General features: G+C 39.5%; 15 protein-coding genes. 5 read left to right on the top strand and 10 right to left on the bottom strand.

The window, feature by feature from the left end:
- Positions 1 to 9: 9 nt before the first annotated feature.
- Together SAE01_RS00680 and SAE01_RS00675 are read left to right on the top strand one after the other, a co-directional pair.
- On the top strand, positions 10 to 579 hold the full coding sequence (locus SAE01_RS00680; protein ID WP_147201602.1) for an alpha-ketoglutarate-dependent dioxygenase AlkB: 570 nt from the start codon (positions 10 to 12) through the stop codon (positions 577 to 579).
- A gap of 119 nt (positions 580 to 698) precedes the next feature.
- Positions 699 to 2,363 carry a T9SS type B sorting domain-containing protein gene (locus SAE01_RS00675; RefSeq protein WP_147201601.1) on the top strand — a complete coding sequence of 555 codons (1,665 nt, stop codon included), beginning with the start codon at positions 699 to 701 and terminating at the stop codon, positions 2,361 to 2,363.
- 173 nt (positions 2,364 to 2,536) lie between these two features.
- Here SAE01_RS00675 and SAE01_RS00670 read toward each other — a convergent pair whose 3' ends face one another.
- Positions 2,537 to 5,362: a TolB family protein gene (locus SAE01_RS00670; protein ID WP_147201600.1), complete on the bottom strand. Its 2,826-nt coding sequence runs from the start codon at positions 5,360 to 5,362 to the stop codon at positions 2,537 to 2,539.
- 137 nt (positions 5,363 to 5,499) lie between these two features.
- Positions 5,500 to 5,901: a hypothetical protein gene (locus SAE01_RS00665; protein WP_147201599.1), complete on the bottom strand. Its 402-nt coding sequence runs from the start codon at positions 5,899 to 5,901 to the stop codon at positions 5,500 to 5,502.
- Positions 5,902 to 6,173: 272 nt separating this feature from the next.
- On the opposite strand from SAE01_RS00665, the gene SAE01_RS00660 reads away from it, so the two are divergent.
- From SAE01_RS00660 to SAE01_RS00650, 3 genes are all read left to right on the top strand, one after another.
- A complete protein-coding gene (locus SAE01_RS00660; RefSeq protein ID WP_147201598.1) occupies positions 6,174 to 6,668 on the top strand; it encodes a metallophosphoesterase family protein in 495 nt (164 codons plus the stop codon).
- A 79-nt stretch (positions 6,669 to 6,747) separates the two neighbouring features.
- The gene (locus SAE01_RS00655) at positions 6,748 to 7,485 is read left to right on the top strand and encodes an SDR family oxidoreductase (protein ID WP_147201597.1); all 738 of its coding nucleotides are present in this window, start codon (positions 6,748 to 6,750) and stop codon (positions 7,483 to 7,485) included.
- A gap of 101 nt (positions 7,486 to 7,586) precedes the next feature.
- The gene (locus SAE01_RS00650) at positions 7,587 to 7,844 is read left to right on the top strand and encodes a hypothetical protein (RefSeq protein WP_147201596.1); all 258 of its coding nucleotides are present in this window, start codon (positions 7,587 to 7,589) and stop codon (positions 7,842 to 7,844) included.
- Positions 7,845 to 7,889: 45 nt separating this feature from the next.
- Here SAE01_RS00650 and SAE01_RS00645 read toward each other — a convergent pair whose 3' ends face one another.
- From SAE01_RS00645 to SAE01_RS00610, 8 genes are all read right to left on the bottom strand, one after another.
- Positions 7,890 to 8,708 (bottom strand): glycosyltransferase family 2 protein, encoded by an 819-nt coding sequence (locus SAE01_RS00645; protein ID WP_147201595.1) that lies wholly within the window; start codon positions 8,706 to 8,708, stop codon positions 7,890 to 7,892.
- 177 nt (positions 8,709 to 8,885) lie between these two features.
- Positions 8,886 to 9,455 (bottom strand): WcaF family extracellular polysaccharide biosynthesis acetyltransferase, encoded by a 570-nt coding sequence (locus SAE01_RS00640; RefSeq protein ID WP_147201594.1) that lies wholly within the window; start codon positions 9,453 to 9,455, stop codon positions 8,886 to 8,888.
- Positions 9,403 to 10,014, bottom strand: a complete 612-nt coding sequence (locus SAE01_RS00635; RefSeq protein WP_147201593.1) for an exosortase/archaeosortase family protein — start codon at positions 10,012 to 10,014, stop codon at positions 9,403 to 9,405. The genes SAE01_RS00640 and SAE01_RS00635 overlap by 53 nt, the downstream gene beginning before the upstream one ends.
- Positions 10,015 to 10,302: 288 nt before the next feature.
- A complete protein-coding gene (locus SAE01_RS00630) occupies positions 10,303 to 11,457 on the bottom strand; it encodes a glycosyltransferase (RefSeq protein WP_147201592.1) in 1,155 nt (384 codons plus the stop codon).
- Between the two features lie 119 nt (positions 11,458 to 11,576).
- Complete coding sequence (locus SAE01_RS00625) at positions 11,577 to 12,965, bottom strand: hypothetical protein (RefSeq protein WP_147201591.1); 1,389 nt, start codon at positions 12,963 to 12,965, stop codon at positions 11,577 to 11,579.
- 5 nt (positions 12,966 to 12,970) lie between these two features.
- Positions 12,971 to 14,191, bottom strand: a complete 1,221-nt coding sequence (locus SAE01_RS00620) for a glycosyltransferase family 4 protein (RefSeq protein ID WP_246113127.1) — start codon at positions 14,189 to 14,191, stop codon at positions 12,971 to 12,973.
- An 82-nt stretch (positions 14,192 to 14,273) separates the two neighbouring features.
- On the bottom strand, positions 14,274 to 15,554 hold the full coding sequence (locus tag SAE01_RS00615; RefSeq protein ID WP_147201590.1) for a glycosyltransferase family protein: 1,281 nt from the start codon (positions 15,552 to 15,554) through the stop codon (positions 14,274 to 14,276).
- A complete protein-coding gene (locus SAE01_RS00610) occupies positions 15,551 to 16,759 on the bottom strand; it encodes a glycosyltransferase family protein (protein WP_147201589.1) in 1,209 nt (402 codons plus the stop codon). The genes SAE01_RS00615 and SAE01_RS00610 overlap by 4 nt, the downstream gene beginning before the upstream one ends.
- Between the last annotated feature and the right edge of the window lie 40 nt (positions 16,760 to 16,799).

The following is a 16,799-nucleotide window of genomic DNA, read 5'->3' as shown; positions in this document are numbered from 1 at the left end:
TGTTGAGGCATGAACACTTTATTTCCCATAGAGCCTGCCTATCCTGAAGGGTTTACCTATGTTCAAAATTTCATCACTACCGATGAGGAGATTGAACTATACAGGCAGGTTTTAAAAATTGACTTACACAATTTCAACTTCCAGGGATTTACGGCAAATAGAAAAGTAGCCAGCTTTGGTTACGACTACAGTTTCGACAATGGTAGTTTAACAGCAGGAAAAGAAATTCCGGCTTCTTTCGATTTTTTAGTAGACAAGGTGAATAAACACCTCCGTTTAGCACCAGGGAAATTTGCGGAACTGCTAGTAACGGAATATCCTCCCGGTTCGGTTATTAACTGGCATCGTGATGCTCCACCTTTCGATATTATTGCAGGCATCTCAATAATGGCTGATTGCAACTTTCGACTGCGGCCACAGGACAAAGCAAAACAAGGGCGAGGGTCAGTTATTTCTTTTCCGGTTCATCGGCGTTCTCTTTATATAATTCAAGGACCTGCAAGAACTGAATGGCAACATAGTATTTCACCGGTGAAAGAAACCCGTTATTCTATCACGTTACGAACATTGCGAGCATAAGCTTAGGGCTAAGCACAAAAGCTGCACCTTCAACTTTGAAGCTTTTACCTTCCCTTTTAATGGATTAGAATATTTCTTACCTTACTTGCGAAGAGTTTCCCCGCAATTGCCTGCTGTTTATGTCGAAGTTTTGTGTGATTATATTTCTTGTTTTGACCGGTAACTTGTTTGCTCAAAATAATACCTGCATTCCCACGGTTTCCATTACTGCTAGTCAGAATAATATTTGCCTCGGTACGACAGTAACCTTTCACGCCAGTGTTACAAATGAAGGAACAAACAACGTGTACAAATGGAAAAGAAACAACGCAAACGCCGGGGTTAATAACAATGTCAACTACACTTCTGCCGATTTCGATGACGGAGACTTGATTACATGCGAATACAGTTGCAAAACTTTATGCGGTGTTGACACTACGGTCATTAGCAAGCCGATTACAATGCACGTAATTGAAAGCACAAAGCCTTCTATCACGATCGCCAACGACGATCCCCTTATATGCGAAGGAGAATTAACTGTCTTCACGTCAAAAGCTTCTTACGGAAACGCAGTACCAACTTACCAGTGGAAAGTAAACGGACTGCCAGTCGGGTCAAATACCCCTGAATACGCTACTACCAATCTAACCAATGGTTCTCGCGTAGAATGTGTCTTAACAATTTCAAGCCCCGCTTGCCCTGGTACGCTTAGGTCTGCAAGTTCTGAAATGACTATTTACGTTTACCCAATGATCCATCCCGACATTACTATATCACCAAGCAAAACTCAAATTTGCAGGGGCGAAGAAGTTACGTTTACGGCTAAAGCCAACGGCGGCGCGGTTCCATCTTTCAGGTGGGAAATAAATGGCAAAGCAACAGGAGACGTCGGACCGTCTCTTGTCACCAGTACCTTGAAGGATGGTGATTCAATAAGTTGCACAGTTACCATTGACCAGGACTCGAGATGTCATACCAGCACTAGTGCACCATCAAATAAAGTGGCTATACAGGTTCGGGATTATCCAGATCCAACCCTCGTGATTGCTGCACCAACTCTCGATGTATGTTCCGGAGTTGCACTCAACTTTTCAGCCAACGCCCAGAACGCAGGGGATTATAAATTGTACCAGTGGCAGGTTAATGGGCATGCTGCTGGCAATGCATCTACTTTCACAAGCACCCAACTTGCAAATGGCGACACTATTTCCTGTGTACTTTCAACAAATATCCCGGGCTGCTCAATTACGGTGAATGTACCTTCTAATCGTAAAGTGGTCACCGTAAGAAAGACTCCTGTAATTACCTTTTCGCCACCAGAGGTTTCTGTTATGTCAGGCTCACCCGCCCAGGTTGCAGCTACTGTTTCAGGCAATCCAGCTTCTGTTGCGTGGCAACCTTCAGGCATATTGCTTACGCCACTATCGTTAACCTCCTTAACTGTTCCGCTAAAGGCTGACACTACGTTTAGTTTAACCGTCGTTGATGCAAATGGGTGTGCGGCTACAAAGGAGTTAATTGTTAAGGTGCTGCACAGCTTCCAGATGCCTACTGCGTTTACACCTAATGAGGATGGAAGAAATGATGTGTTTCGAATTCCGCCGGGTGCGTCTCTTCGTTTGCAGGAATTTTCTGTTTTTGATCGCTGGGGGAATGCTGTCTTTCGAACTGCTGATATCACCAAAGGTTGGAACGGCAGCTACCAGGGTAGGTTTCTAGACATGGGTGCATATGTGTACCTCATTAAGGGAATCATTCAAGACAAGGAGGTGGTCATAAAGGGAACAGTTGCTCTATTAAGATAAGTTATACATCGACCTACCATACGCTCTCTATATGTTCCTTAAGTTTTGAAGCGTGTCTTTGTGATTGGTTTTGATGATTTCGGAAAATAGCTCAAAAATGATTAAAAGCTGAACGGATTGCGACGCAAGAATGTTATATCGGAGACTTGTCGCTGGTATTAATAAAATACCTATCAAAATAATCCAATCGGCAAAATGATCTCCCATTTGTTTGGCTGCTTAAGGCCAAGTGTACCATAATCAAGCAGGCGGCTGTAGCGAATGCCGAAAGAAACATCTTGCTGGTTCCACCATTTTGTATCGAAGAATAGCTCGCCACCCACCAAGTTGAACAAAAACTTGTTGCCGGTCCGGAGGCTTTTTACCCTAGTAAGGTCGTGAAAGGCATTGGCCCGAAGTCGTTTAAAGTAAACAACATTACCGACGCCCCAATCAGGATACACCAGTGGAAAGTGATAATTCGAACCAATCCTAAACATGCGGGGGAAATCGACTACCGAATAGCCACGCGAAAAAGGAAAATTGTTTGAAAACGGGTACTGTCCCAAGGTATCGCGGCGTTGGTAAGCAACCGTAAAAACGATGTTGTGGTTTATATGAAAACCGGGGAGAAAAAGGGAGCCATAAGCAAGAAACTGGTTAGCGGTTATCCTGTTGACGGTACTGCGGTACTGCAGTAAAAACGTTTGCGCCCATTGTGGATAGATTTGTTGTACCGCTTTTTGAATCTGCCCTGAATATTGTAACCTTCCCTGCCAATAATTAAAGCTTTGATCGCGGATAAAGTTTTTATAAATACCCGTTCCGCTAATGGATTGACGATTGATAGTAGCGGTCGCTGTAAGGTAACGGTATTGTTTGCCAGATGAAAAATTGAGCGGAAGCCGCAGGCCCGCATTAACATTAAACTCACTGTAATTTGCGATACTGTCCCTTATTGGGTTCGCAGTTCTATTCAAAGAGACAGACCGGTTCCATGTTTGACTGGCTCCTAAAGTAGGTTGAACAAACCATCCGCCATAAGTGGCATTTACCCCTGCCTTGTGACTGCTTTCGTTTCGGTTATAAGTATAATACAAATCACTTTGAAGCGTATTAAGAACGTTTTGCCCCAGGAGCATAATTGAGAATTCGGGATCGCTGTACTCCGGACGCCAACTGTGAAAGTTTAGCAGGTTGAATGTTTTCCTATACTTTTTGACCGGGAAATTTCTTGTCGAGATATTTTCGAGTGTAGTATATTTTTCCTGTTGCAGAGCCGCGACAGTATAAATATCCGGGATCGCGTCTTCTTTGCTTTCAAGGGAACGCCATAAGAGTGCAGTATCACGAATACTGGCAAGCCTGTAACCATCGGCGGTAAAATTTGAAGCGATCAGCCTTTTATTGGGAGCGTCATAGACTGCCTGGTAAAAACCTGTAGGATGAACCGCAACCCGGTAAGTCTTGTTTTTACTTTCGATAAACGCCCATGTTTCATCACTTGAACGGTAAGAACTGGTAAAGAAAATGGTATCGCCCTGCACGGTCGGCATGCCAAAAATGCGTTCAGAAAACGGGATGAGCTTTGTCTCTTTTCCTGTAGAAAATTCAATTTTAAGCAAAGCCATTTCTCCACCTTCATTTCTTACGGGCGTGTATACAAACGAGTCATTAGCGCTGAATTTAGGATAAGTGTAGACGATACCTCTTGAAGCCTTTGACCGGAACAACGTCTCCCCTTTTAAGCTTAGGGCAACCAGGTCCGACATCTGGTTCGTCCTCATTTCAACAGCAATTACTTTTTTTCCATCGTGCGAAATATCAGGCGACACGTACCTTTCTTTATTCGTTATCCTTTCAGATTTACCTGTTTTAATATCCATCACCTTTATATCGCTAAACTCCCGGTAACCCCACCTCTTGTCAGCTTTGTAAGAAGCATAGGCAATTTTACCTGCATTGAAAGAAAAGTAATCGTCGTTTGAAATATCTCTTACCCCAATTTTTTCCTCTTTTCCATTCGGCAACAACTTATAAAATGCAGGAATACGGCGATAGCTCCTTTTTAAAACAATAATAGATCTGTCTGCGCTTAAGTAAGGATATTTATAATCAGTTATGTAATTACCGTGAATGGGTGTAATATAATCGACCGTCTTCCCTTTAGACAAGGTCCACATGTTGTGATAGAAAGCAAACGCCTCTGCTACAAACTGTTTGTACCCAATGCCAGCATATTTTTTTACAGCTCCCTGCCATGGATAAATGAACGGTTTGAATGCAGCCGCATCATGAGAGACTTTTTTCCAAAAATCAGCCCCATATTTTTCCCTGCCGTACGCCACTAATAGGTAGCCCAACTGGTAATGATCGGGAACGTAATTAGTCAAAGAGCCGTTGCGAAGCTTCATATACGAGTAGCGCTTGTCTTGCTTAAACAGCGACTCGTAACCCTTGAAAAAATAAGGTAGCCTTCCTCTGCCCTGTCTAGTTAACGCAGTTTCGTTAAACACAGCGTCACCTTCAAAAAACCAGTCAGGCACTGAAGCTGAGTTTGCTAAAGCTTGCCCTTCCTGTCCAAATAAGACACTGGCTACTTTAGACAATCCGATATTGAAGTTGCTATATTGCTCTACGTGCCGGTACTCATGCACAGACAAAAGATCAGCCCAATTAATGGCACCTAACTCGAAAGAGTTTGTTGGAGCAAATAGATAAAACTCGCTCCGATAAGGCCCGAGGCCAACATAAGCGTTTGAGACTGTTGACTGGTTTTGTAAAACAATATTTATTTTCCTTAGGTTACTCCCGATTGATCGGGTATGACTTTTCTGAAGTTCATGAACAATTGATGAAACTCTTTTGCCTGCATCTTCCAATCCTACGGGAAAAATAACTCTTGCAGTATCCGTATTTATCTGGTTCCATTTTATTGAGGAAGGGTTGCCGCCAAATACCTGGCAGTAAGCGGAGGCCGATTGAAGTAACACGACAATAGATAGAAAAATAAAACGCAAGTGATAGTGCTTTAGCTAACTTCTCCGGGTACTGCTGTAAAGAAGTTGATACAGCAGGCGCAGATGAAATGAAAGAGTTCCGTTTAAAACAAGACGAAGCGCATTTGTTTTGCAAACACGCCCGTCCCCATTTTTGGCTAGCCTTTTACCAAAGGAACTTTGGTCATATCGAGGTAGTTATTCTGAAACTCATGCACGTAGATAGGATGAGAAATGTGCCGCTTGTCTTCACGATACCACATTTCAAAATTTGAAAAATTCCCCTGCTCATGCAACAGTGTTCTAAATGCGCCTTTTGTATATTTTATTGAGCCATCATCATTTGCTTGCTTCTGAAAACCTAGTTTAAACAAATAAGACTCGTCTAATAGAATGGGGTTAATATGTTTAGCGTCATACCAAAATTCCTGGTCCTCTGCAGTGGTAATTTCTACCTTGCCATCAAGGCGATCAACATTTGTTATTTCGCCCTCTTTCCACTGGCCGTCATATTCCGCCATTACAAGATCCCCTTCTTTTAGTTCACTGATTTTTAGCATAAGCTGTCGTTTTTAGTTGATTAATTTTCTTATTATGTAGTTTTCTTAGAAACCTTCTTTTTATAATATCTGAAATCTTTATTGGCCCCGCTTGATTGCTACTATTTTACATCATTGCGTCGCACTCTTGTACGTTATTTCAATGGGCAACGATAGAGCAATCGTCACACAAAAAATATTATACCATAGAGTTGCATGCTGGCTCTAAAATTTAAGTATCTAAATTAATGAAATTGCGAAAAGGATAAATTTTTAAATCTAACAAATAAGTATTGAAAAAAATCGGGCTGATATCTGATACTCACCACTACTTGGATGAGGCCGTTTTCAAACACTTTGATCAGTGCGATGAAATCTGGCATGGAGGGGACTTTGGTTCAATCGCAGTAGCGGAGGCGATAGAGAGGTTTAAACCTTTACGAGGGGTATTTGGAAATATCGATGGACAAGACATCAGAAGCAAGTTTCCTGAGGTACTAAAGTTTGCTTGCGAAGATGTAAAAGTATTAATGATACATATTGGAGGCTATCCGGGAAGATATACCCCACTGGCAAAAACTGAAATGGCGGCAAGCCGTCCCAAAATTTTCATCTCAGGTCATTCTCATATCTTAAAAATCATGTACGATAACAAGTTTGAGTGCCTCCACATAAACCCAGGGGCTGCAGGAAAACAAGGCTGGCATAAGGTTAGGACGTTAGTTCGTTTTGTAATAGATGGCGCAGATATCAGAGATTGCGAAGTCATAGAGCTCGGAAAGAGATAACAAATATGATTAAAACACTGCAGTTGTCTCGCTCTATTCGTTTGCTACTATTGACCTTTTTAACACAAGAACTTCTAAAATGAAAACAACAGGAAATACAATACTAATCACAGGCGGAACCTCCGGAATTGGGCTGGCTTTTGCCGAAGAATTTTTACGCTTGGGAAACACAGTAATTATATGCGGCCGGCGCAAAGAACGCCTGGCAAAAATAGAGCAGGAACACAAGGGTATTATTACAGAAGTGTGCGACGTGGCCGAAGCCAACGGCCGGGAAAACTTGGCAAGTTGGGTTATTAACCACTACCCTCAAGTAAACATTTTAATTAATAACGCTGGTTTGCAATTGTTGACTGACCTTACTAAACCTATTAACCTAGAAAGGGTAAATAGTGAGATTGCGACAAACCTCACGGCGCCTATTCACCTTTCATCTCTCTTCGCACAACATCTTTCTACGAAAGAAGAATCTGCTATTATAAACATCTCGTCAGGCTTAGCTTTTGTGCCAATTGCTTTCATGCCCGTTTATTGTGCTACCAAAGCTGCCATTCATTCTATTACCTTATCTCTTCGGCATCAATTAAGAAGTACGTCGGTCAAAGTATTTGAGATAGCGCCGCCCGCAGTTGACACCGAATTGGGATCTGATCGTCGAGCAGATAAAACACAAACTCATGGAGGAATGGCAATAGCGGATTTCCTGGCTGAAGCAATGGAAGCCATTAAAACAGATAAACTAATGGCACCAATAGCGATGGCAAAAAACTCATACGAAAACCGCGAAGCAATGTTCGATTTTATGAATAGGAATTGATGTACGAATACCAAACAGATTAGATCACCCTTTATATATTAACTTCCACTATGGCTCTACTTTTGCAGCTTAACTTTTTCAAGAAAAAATAAAAATAACATATGGACAACTACAAAGACCTGGAAGAAGCAAACAAAGAAATAGAAAAATCGAAGGTCATTCTGCACGATACGGAAGACTTTAAAAACAAGGAAGAACGTGAGGAATTCGAAAGAAAAGAGTTAGGAGAAAATCAAGAAAAAGAACAAGGATCAGGAGTCTTTACGGCAGACGGAAAAGAGTTGCCTAATATAGAAGGAGGGTATGATATAATAGAACCGGGGGGCAGTATGGGTGACGACGACTTTGTATCGGTTTAAAGCAAAGATCTAAGCACCAAAACTTGAAAGTGTATTATGAAAAGTTTAGAAGCTATCTGAACTGGCTTGTCCTTGCAAAAGATTATTTAAGATTAAGTGATCTGCAAAGCTTTTTCTTTCTGCTAGTTTAAACTGTTTTATTTTACTTAATGGTTTCATTGCTAATGTGTACCATCTTGGCGAAATGCCGTTTGATAACCACGCCATGTAATCCTCTTTGTGAGCGGCTAGGCGATTACCTAAAGACTTGTTGCTTTGACCACCGGTCCTCATTTGAACCAATACGGTAGGTATGTATTGAACTTTAATATTTTTGACGAACATTAATCGTAGCAGCAGTTCGTAATCAGAAGAGCTCTTGAACTTGAGATTGAACAAACCGTACTTTTCATAAACTTCCTTCCTTATAAAAACTGTTGGGTGTGGTGGCATCCATCCTTTTAAAAAAGAATCTTTACTATAACTACCCGCGACCCACTTACGTACGACCTTATTTGTCTGTTTGTTATCTACGAATTCAAGATCACCATAAACCGCGTCACAGCCAGTCATCGCAAATACCTTGACCACTTTGTCAATAACATGCCTGTCTGAATAAAAATCATCAGAATTTAAAATACCAATAATCTCTCCTCCCGCCATGGAAACTCCCTTATTCATGGCATCATAAATGCCACGGTCCACTTCTGAAATTTTAGGGCCCTGATGACCATAAAGATCAAGTAGGTTAACTGTTTTATCAGTAGAGGCGCCGTCAATAATAATATGTTCAACATCTTTATGAGTCTGCTGTTTCACAGAGGAGATAGTGTCCTTAATAGTACGTTCACTATTGTGAGTGGCTGTAATTATTGAGACTTTCATAAACTTGAAATATTATACTTTTTTAAAAATTATCCTATAATAGATTACTGAAAAAACGTGCTTCTTAATTATTATCAGTGCTTTATGCAGCTTTCAGGTCATTAATCTTCGTAATAACCTTCTGATAGTCATATATGTAAACGCAGAAAGAGATAAAATATTTTCCCAAATGAGGAATTAAGAAATAATTCTTGTTTTAATTTTTTCGGCAGGTATTCCCTGGTAGACAGAAAAGGCTTCAAGATCTTTAGTAGCAACAGACGAAACTGCAAGAACAGCATGAGTTTTACAGGTAACGTTAGGGCAGACAGTTGATCTAGCTCCAAGCCACACTCCATCTTCCAGAACAATAGTACCAATCATTAAATCAAACAGAGGTGCGCTATAATTGTGGTTGCCGGTTAGCAAATAAGCGCCTTGAGAAATGCAAACGTTGTTTCCAATGGTAACAGTTCCTAAATTATCTATCCAAACCTTTTCACCTATCCAAACATCATTACCAATATTTAAAAACCAGGGATATTTAATGTTGACTGAAGGCTTTATCACGACTCTTTTCCCGACTCTCGCCCCAAATAGGCGAAGGATAGAACATTTTAGACCGTTGAAAATTGCAAACCCGTTGTCGAAGAAAAGGATATTTACAACAAGCCATAAAGTTGATTTCCACTTCGGTCCCGGGCGGTACCAACTATTATCGTATGCCGATAATTTCACTGACTTCTCCTGCACGATGGATCCTTTCATATTTTTTTTGCACATTTACATATCCTCCGATAAGTATGGCAATACAAACATAAGAAGCCACATTGAAAGTTTGGTGGTGATCCAAGGAAGTAATGGTCCGCCAATTTGCATGATTAGCAACAGCTATCAAGGCAATGCGGATAATATTTAGTAAGATAACAGAAGTAAGACCAAATAAAACCCATTTTAACTTGTAGCTTAATGAACCTTTGTTAGCTGACACAAATGCTACCCAAAAACTCATAACAGCCCAACCTAGGCATGAGGGGTTAACAGTAATACCTTTCGAATATCCAATTTTTATAGAGTGGTAATCTTTCTGTATGGTTTCAAATCCGACGCCCTCCAATACATAGTTAGCAGAAGTTGTAAGAAGCCTGGTAAGGCTTGTTATTATATTAAAATGACTTTCAAAATAAGGAGAATACATTTGACCACCCCGTCCAATTAAACCTCGATAAAATGGGAAAAAAAAATAAAGAAAGAAAAACACTGCTAAAAACTTAAATAAGAATAGATAAGGAGAGTTTTTAACAAGAACATTTTTGATTAAGTTCATATAGTTTTTAAGCCGATGTTTTTAACCTCTCTCTCAAAAGTAATATTATTAATGGCTTTGTATATTAAATTCTTTTAATTACAGGTGTAAGTATTATTGCCTATTATATTTAAAAACAAATCCTGTGTAGCATCTTTTTCTACGTCTTTTAAAATGATTCCTGTTAATAGTAAAACGAGTTTTTACCTTAGAAATTGTATCCCTTTCTCAATGCTAGTTTCAAAAGATAAATTAAAAGAAAAAGCCCCGGAAAGGGGCTATAGATAACGCAAACACTATCAGTTATAATTATGAAAAGAGTTTATTATAAGCTGTATTAGTATGCAGCTTATTGTAATAATTATTGGCTAGCGTTTGAGCTCCGAGACAAAACTTGTTGTATTCCAGTTGAGGCATCTGCATAAATTTGTCAATTTTATTAATGCAATCATCTCTACTCTCTAAACTAACATTCCACCCAGCGTCATTTTCATGCAAGGCTTGCCACGGAGTATAATGAGTCGTTATTACGGGTCTCCCTACTCCAAAACTTTCAAATATTGCATGCCCAAAATTTTCTCCTTTGGTTAATAGTATAAAGGCGTGATTCCTTTCTAAAACATCATGGATCAGTCTCGGTTCAACGGGCCCTTTGTATTGAACTTTCCCTGGCATTTCTTCTATTAAACGATGGCACTTTCTCCAATAGTTCTCATCAACAACAGGTCCATAGATATCTAACGAAATACCGGACTTTATTTCTTGTATTATTTGAAGTAATAATAGCAAATTCTTGTGCTCGTTAATCAGCGCCAGGTAAACAAGCTTTAGTTCACCCACTTGTTTCGCAATAGGATGAAAACTACTCAAAGGCTTTCTTGGAATATTGCCTGCAATGATAATTCCTTTATTAGATGGAAATTGATTATTAATGTCGCATAATTCTTCTCTTGAGGTGGCATGCCAATAACTAGTATTTAGCAAACCGGAAAATTTCAAATACTTGATGTAAACTTTCTTTTTAAAAGCTTTCCCTAATAAAGCACCTTTTTTTAGCATTCCCCGTGGGCATATAACAATTTTTATAGCTCTATCAAACTTTCTTAGAACAATTAACGGCACCAAAAAGAAAGTGTAGGAAAACATCCCGTTTAGATAAACGACAGAAGGAGTTATTTCATTTATTAAAATAGCTATCTTTTGCTTGTCCAGATTCTTTTTGTCCGAATAAAAAACTTTAATCAGATTTGGATTCTCTCTTAACTGCACATCATTCCAACTATCAACCTTGACATTTGGGTAAGGAATACTTGAGCTCAAATCACGGCAACTAGTTATTACGTAAATGTCAAATTCAGGGATTAATGCTACTGCTAAATTGGTTAAAGACTGGATCGGTCCTCCTGCTTTAAATCCAGGAAAAAACCAATCATAGAAAATTAGCAATCTTTTCTTATCTACCATAAGTGATTAAACGACCCCACGAACAATAGAACTTAAACGTTGGTGTCAATAACAAGCATGAGCCAACTTTAAATTCAAAAAGTGTTACTATTGAACAAAAAGGAAACAGTTAAAATACTTTAATAGCTGATAAATTTCTCCATTTTCGAAAAGAGAGTGTACTTGAGAACGAGAAAAACAATAAAACTTGTAAAAAGTCTCCCAAACATAAAAGTACCATCCATTTCAAAAAAACTAAACTGAACGAAAAAAGCGATAACAATGGCGTAGTTCACGACTATGTTGCCAGTGGCCTTAAGAAGGAAAAAACGGTAGATTTTAGCAAAAATAAATGCAATTATTGCAAGCGCTATAAACATACCTGGAACGCCAAAATCAACATAACAGTCTGCAAAATATCCGAGGCTGAAAGATACGCCACGCGAAGCGCCAGAAAACTGGATACCGGTAAACTTACTTGCCTTCAACGAATTATCCAAAGAACCTTTATTCGGATTTAACATTCGCGGTACTACCACAAATTCAACAGTTTCACGCCACACTGCCCCATGTTGGTACGGAATATTGGCAGGAACCATGTCAATGCTTTTTGCAAAATGGTACACGTACTGTAACCGGTAAAAAAAAGACCTGACCCCTTCATTTATAGACTCTTTGTTAACAGATGAAACTAAGCCTGATAATTTATCAAAAGCTCTTTCCTGGGATACATTCACAACTTGTTGTCCGCTACCTTCATTTAAAAAACTTCTGTAGTCACCCTTTATAACCGTCCAAACTACGGCCATATAAAACAACGATGTAACGACTACCACTGATCTAAGACTCACTTTAAAGTCAATTTTTGAGATGAAGGTCATTACAATAACGGCAGTGTAAAAAAAGACATCTTTGAACGACGAAAAAAAGCTGAAAAAGCCGCCGACGAAATCAAGTATAAATGCTACTGCAAAGAAAATGCGGTATTCCTTGTATTTAAAACTGAGGTAACCTAACAATACAAAGCCGGCCCATTTTAGTAAAGCTATGTTTATGAACACCTGCGTTAATCCGCCAAATGCAAACGCTGAACGACTTAATACCCCTGACAAGAAATATAGAATAAGATACAGGTAAAGCACTTTGCGCGGATCTATTTTGTCCAACGCCTCTTCAAATACCTCAATAGAAACCTGAATGTTTTTATAAGCGACCTCAGAAAAAACAAATGACATCACGATAAGGCCCGTTAAGGAATATAGTAGAGCTGACGCGGAAGATTTTGTAAGAAAGTTCATGTCACCATGCCATGAACTATTTACAAAAAAAATATATGACACCACCTGTACCCAATGAAATACCATAAGGAATGTAAAGACATTAGGCAAGTAAAGCCTCCAGGTAAAAACCATAATTATCAATAAAACAGCGTAGCCAAGCAAAAGGTATAAACTGTTTGGCATCGCGATAGAGAACGCAGCCAGAAGTATCATTAATCCCCCTAATCCACTAATGTCGATTCTCTTCATCAAACCTATTTATTTTCAAAGAACGTGTTCAAATGCTCCACTGTCTTTGAGTAGCTCCAATCATTAATCATCTTACCCGAATTATTTCCCAAGTCTTTAAAATTCTTCCCGGCCAGTTCCATGGATCGTTTCAGGCTTTCTTCATTCCCACTTTGAAAAATGTAACCGTTCTTGCCATTGATGATCAGGTCTTCACTGCAACCACATTTGTCGCTGGCAATTACCGCACGCTTGCAAGCCATTGCCTCATTTATTGCTAAACCCCACGTTTCTCCGGGCCCTTTTGATGGTAATATAAAAACATCACCCAGTCGGTAAACAACAGGCATCACACTTTGATTTTGAAAATCAATAAAAATGATATTGGGATAAGAGTAGTACTTATCCTTTAGTTGCTTTTCCAATTCGCCATTGCCTACCATTACCAACCAAGTATTGGCCATCGATAAAGCAAGAAAAGCTTTGATTAACAACTCGGGGTCTTTTTTTGCTGTAAGTTTTGCAGCGAACAGAAAAACAACATCACTTTTCCTAATACCCAATCTCATACGCCAGCTTTGAGCCTTTTCACTATAGTTTAATTCTTCACTTGAAAACCTATCATTGTCGATGGCATGTGGGGAAAAAATTAACTGTGTCATTTTCACTCCATGTGCCAAAAAATATTTTTTACTGGCATTACCAACATACAATGCACGGTCAACATAACTATAAACCCAGTTCAGAAAGAGGCGCCTCACTATTTTTTTTAAAGAATATCCAGATGGTTCATCAATTAAAGTCGAATCGCCTCTAAATAATACAGGTACCTTATTATAAAAATGCCTCATTGCTTTTAGATGACTAACGAAGCTCCATCTGAATACCAACATTGCATCCGCTTTCCAGTCTTCAATTTCATCATTTAATGTAGGATTAATAATTCCTCTAAAATGATGTGTACCGGGGTCTAATGAGGAATTTTCCACAAACGTGTAATCATATCCTTCAAATAACGGAATATCCCAATCAAAAGCAAATCCAAACTCCTTGTCGAAAACCTTTTCATTAGACTGACTCCAGGTATAAAAAACCTTGATTGTAAAACAATTATTATCCTCGTTCATTGCTTTAAAAAGAGGAGCGTTATACTGTATAGCATGAGAAGTGATTATCGCAAGGCGTTTTTTTTTAAGATTCATTTGCTGTCCCGTATCCAACCAGTTTCTCTTTTTTGTTACCAACATCACTTTTCATAGCATCAACCGTTTCTGATTCCGTCAGTCTTACGGCCTCACATTCCGATAGCTATCACGACACTTTCAGTTTCTATTGCATCGCCGAAGCTTTTTCAATGCTTTCTGCAAGGATAGCTGTCACGTTTTCGGCAGAATACTTTTTAAATTCTGTTTTATTAACCTTAGGAAAATCGTATTGAAGCGAGAAGTTTTGGTAAGCCTGCCAACTCCCCCTGAGAGTTTTAGAAATCTTATCTAAGTCCGCTTCACCGTCAAATTCTAAAACAACTCCGGCCCCTGCCTGCGCCAATACCGCACAAGCGGTACTTTGAGCATGCAAAACAGCCCAAATTGGCTTTTTTGATAGTACCCCCTGGTAAACTTTTGAAGGTGTATAATGAGGCTCTGTGCTCCCTAAAATAAACACGCCGGTTGCAGCATTTAAATGAACAAGCACATCGAGGTAAGGTATACGTGCGGGATATTCAAAAATTACGCGTTGCCACAAACCATATTTTTGGGCAATCGGCTTTATATTAAAACCAGTTGCAAAGTTGGCAGAATTACCGGTACCAATAAAATGGATTTCAAGGTCGGTGAAGATATCCAGGTAATTAGCGATAGCAGTAAAAACCCGGTCTAAAGGTGCATAGGCTTTTGGAAGCATGGCGCCAGCATATACCAGTTGTATCTTACCAGGCTTTTTCTCGAACAGGTATGTTTTCAAATGCATGCTTTCCACCTTATCGTGGTCCGCCCGTTCCCCACCGTAAGGCATTGCTGCAAATACACATTTTTCTACCAAATCCGGGTTTCTATCCTGCACTCCTTTATAATAACCTTCTGCAACACCTGTAATCAACGAAGCTTTTTTTACGGCTATTGGCTCCAGAAATTTAGCTATTTGGGTAGTAAACCAATGCCGGGAGAATATTTTATCAGATCCGGGAAAACGATGCACCCAAGGATCTATATAATCGATCCCATATTTTATACCTGTTGAATGATGTAACCAACGACCCAATAAGGAAACATAAAATGATGGAACAGGAATGTGTAAAAAGTCTATATGTTCGTCTTCAATTAATTGCTTTGCTCTTTTATATAATTGAAAAAAACCTCGTAATCCTATATCGCCTATTAATCTGGGTTTAGTAGTTTTAAACGCGTTTACTTTTTCAATTCTTAGTTGGCTCGGCAAAAGCTGATGCAGGTTCCAGTCTAATTTTTCTTCGTAGAAATCTTCATGTACGGCGAGGATGATTGGGTTCCAATCAAATGAAGGAAGGTGTTGTGCAAACAAACGGGAACGGTGAACCGCTGCGAGGTTTGATGGAGGAAAGTGCGGGGAGATGATAAGAATAGTTTTCAAGACAGCAGCTGCAGTAGTTTTTTTGACTCATGTTCCCAATTAAAGAGTTGATGTGCCAATTGATAATTGTGTTGACGCTGCGCGTTCAGTATTTTCTTGTTTTTATAAGTCTTGATTTTTTCTGCCAATGATAGTGCTTGATTTCCTTCAATGCACTGACCGATATTATACTTTTCATTGAATAACTTTTGCATGCTTGTATCTGAAAGAATAACAGCATTTCCAGCAAGCAGGTACGTAAAAATTTTATTCGTTAAACAAATATCCCTGTTTATTGGGATAGAGGGTTCCAATGCTAACCCAATGTCCATCGTCGCGGCAATGTTAATAATCTTAACCGGTTCAACAATTCCGGCAAAATGAATATTTCTTTTTGCCCCGCCCGCCATTCGCTGGAAACTTTCCTTTGTTTCAGTTGTACACCGTCCTACCAGTGTCAAAAATATAGATTCGTCGTTAAGGGCTTTTAAAGCATTTAAAACCAGTTCCAATCCGCGATTTGTACCGACAGTTTGAGAAAACCAGAAAAGATTGAGAGTGTTATCGTTATCTGCCTTCTGATTGAATGAAGGTTGCTGAGCTAATGAAAAACAATTTAAAAGGGTAATCAGGGGCTTTGAGAAGAATGGAAAGTGTTGCTTAACTTTTGCAGTTATTAATGAGCTCGCAGTGCTTACGTAATTAAGCCGCGGTATGTATTTTTCCTCGAGGTATACAATTCTCTGATGCTCATACTGGAGCATATCAGTATTCTCTTCACGATGATAGTCTTCGAAATCGAAGCCTGCCGATGCATCCTGGAACTCAGCAGCTATCACTGCCACCGCTAAAGCCCCTAGGTTGTGCCCTATGTACCATGTTGCCTTAAGTGACTGGGCTGCCTGCAACAGTTCATTAAAACATCTTGCCTGCGCTCTCTCAGCGAACCAATGTTTGTTTCCAAACTTTTTATTTAATTCCTTGCAGATTAGAAAACGAGCCCTTGTAAAAAAATAAATGGCCTTATTTTTATTTGGACTACCACCAATAAGTTTATAAGCCCATTTTACATGACTTAAAAGTTTAACATCTGCTTCATTTGCCCATTGTATCCAGAAACTAAATAAGACAATAACATCGTGGCCAGCCGAAGTAAGGGCGTCAGCTTCTTTTACGACGCGTGGATTTACAGAAGGCTGGCCTGTAGTAATTAAAACGATCTTCAAATTACTACCGTTTTTGAACCAAATGTTTCATTTGTTAAAC

Origin of the sequence: Segetibacter aerophilus (assembly GCF_007991655.1) — a bacterium.
Classification (GTDB): Bacteria; Bacteroidota; Bacteroidia; order Chitinophagales; family Chitinophagaceae; genus Segetibacter; species Segetibacter aerophilus.
Note: the sequence above shows the minus strand (reverse complement) of the source record. Positions and strands in the feature narration are given on the sequence as shown.

Coding starts and splice junctions, on each gene's coding strand:
- SAE01_RS00680 (WP_147201602.1), top strand. CDS start 10: ATGAACACTTTATTTCCCATAGAGCCTGCCTATCCTGAAGGGTTTACC.
- SAE01_RS00675 (WP_147201601.1), top strand. CDS start 699: ATGTCGAAGTTTTGTGTGATTATATTTCTTGTTTTGACCGGTAACTTG.
- SAE01_RS00665 (WP_147201599.1), bottom strand. CDS start 5,901: ATGCTAAAAATCAGTGAACTAAAAGAAGGGGATCTTGTAATGGCGGAA.
- SAE01_RS00655 (WP_147201597.1), top strand. CDS start 6,748: ATGAAAACAACAGGAAATACAATACTAATCACAGGCGGAACCTCCGGA.
- SAE01_RS00650 (WP_147201596.1), top strand. CDS start 7,587: ATGGACAACTACAAAGACCTGGAAGAAGCAAACAAAGAAATAGAAAAA.
- SAE01_RS00645 (WP_147201595.1), bottom strand. CDS start 8,708: ATGAAAGTCTCAATAATTACAGCCACTCACAATAGTGAACGTACTATT.
- SAE01_RS00640 (WP_147201594.1), bottom strand. CDS start 9,455: ATGAAAGGATCCATCGTGCAGGAGAAGTCAGTGAAATTATCGGCATAC.
- SAE01_RS00635 (WP_147201593.1), bottom strand. CDS start 10,014: ATGAACTTAATCAAAAATGTTCTTGTTAAAAACTCTCCTTATCTATTC.
- SAE01_RS00630 (WP_147201592.1), bottom strand. CDS start 11,457: ATGGTAGATAAGAAAAGATTGCTAATTTTCTATGATTGGTTTTTTCCT.
- SAE01_RS00625 (WP_147201591.1), bottom strand. CDS start 12,965: ATGAAGAGAATCGACATTAGTGGATTAGGGGGATTAATGATACTTCTG.
- SAE01_RS00620 (WP_246113127.1), bottom strand. CDS start 14,191: ATGTTGGTAACAAAAAAGAGAAACTGGTTGGATACGGGACAGCAAATG.